Consider the following 535-nt stretch of genomic DNA (forward strand, 5'->3'; position numbering starts at 1 on the left):
CAATCCGCTGAGACGAAAGAGGACCAGCTGCGCGCCCAGTTCAGAGATGGGCCCAAAGACCCGCTGGACCTGTCCTCTTTCGCGGACACCGAAGCGGATTTGGACGTGTTCGAATTCTCGGGCGCGGAAGACGAAGATGAGAATGTCTTTGCCGAAGAGGAGGATACGCCCAGCGCCGCAAATGATGTGGCTGAGGCCGCGCCTGAGGCTGAGGAATCCGAAGACCTTCTGTTGTCGCTCAACAAGACCCTGTCCAAAACACCCGAGGTTGCGCCGACGGAGGACACAGAAGACCAGCCTGATGCGCCTGGGATCGAGGTTTCGGTCTCGTCGATCACGGCTTTGATGGCGGAACAGTCGGGCAGCGATGACGATGACTTTGAACCAGAGCCCGAAACTAACGGTCTGGTCGAAGTGCGGCTGATGCCGCAGCCCGAACCGGAAGAGGTTGAGGAAGATGCAAACGAGGGGCTGCTGGACATCCCCGCAGGCGAGCTTCCCAGCGCAGCCGCAATGTGGCGAGAGCTTGCCGCCG

General features: G+C 60.4%; 1 pseudogene. It reads left to right on the forward strand.

The window, feature by feature from the left end:
• Positions 1–535 (forward strand): annotated as a pseudogene (locus tag ACR0E6_RS23000) (hypothetical protein); the annotation flags it as partial.

Source organism: Ruegeria sp. AP12 (assembly GCF_056540025.1).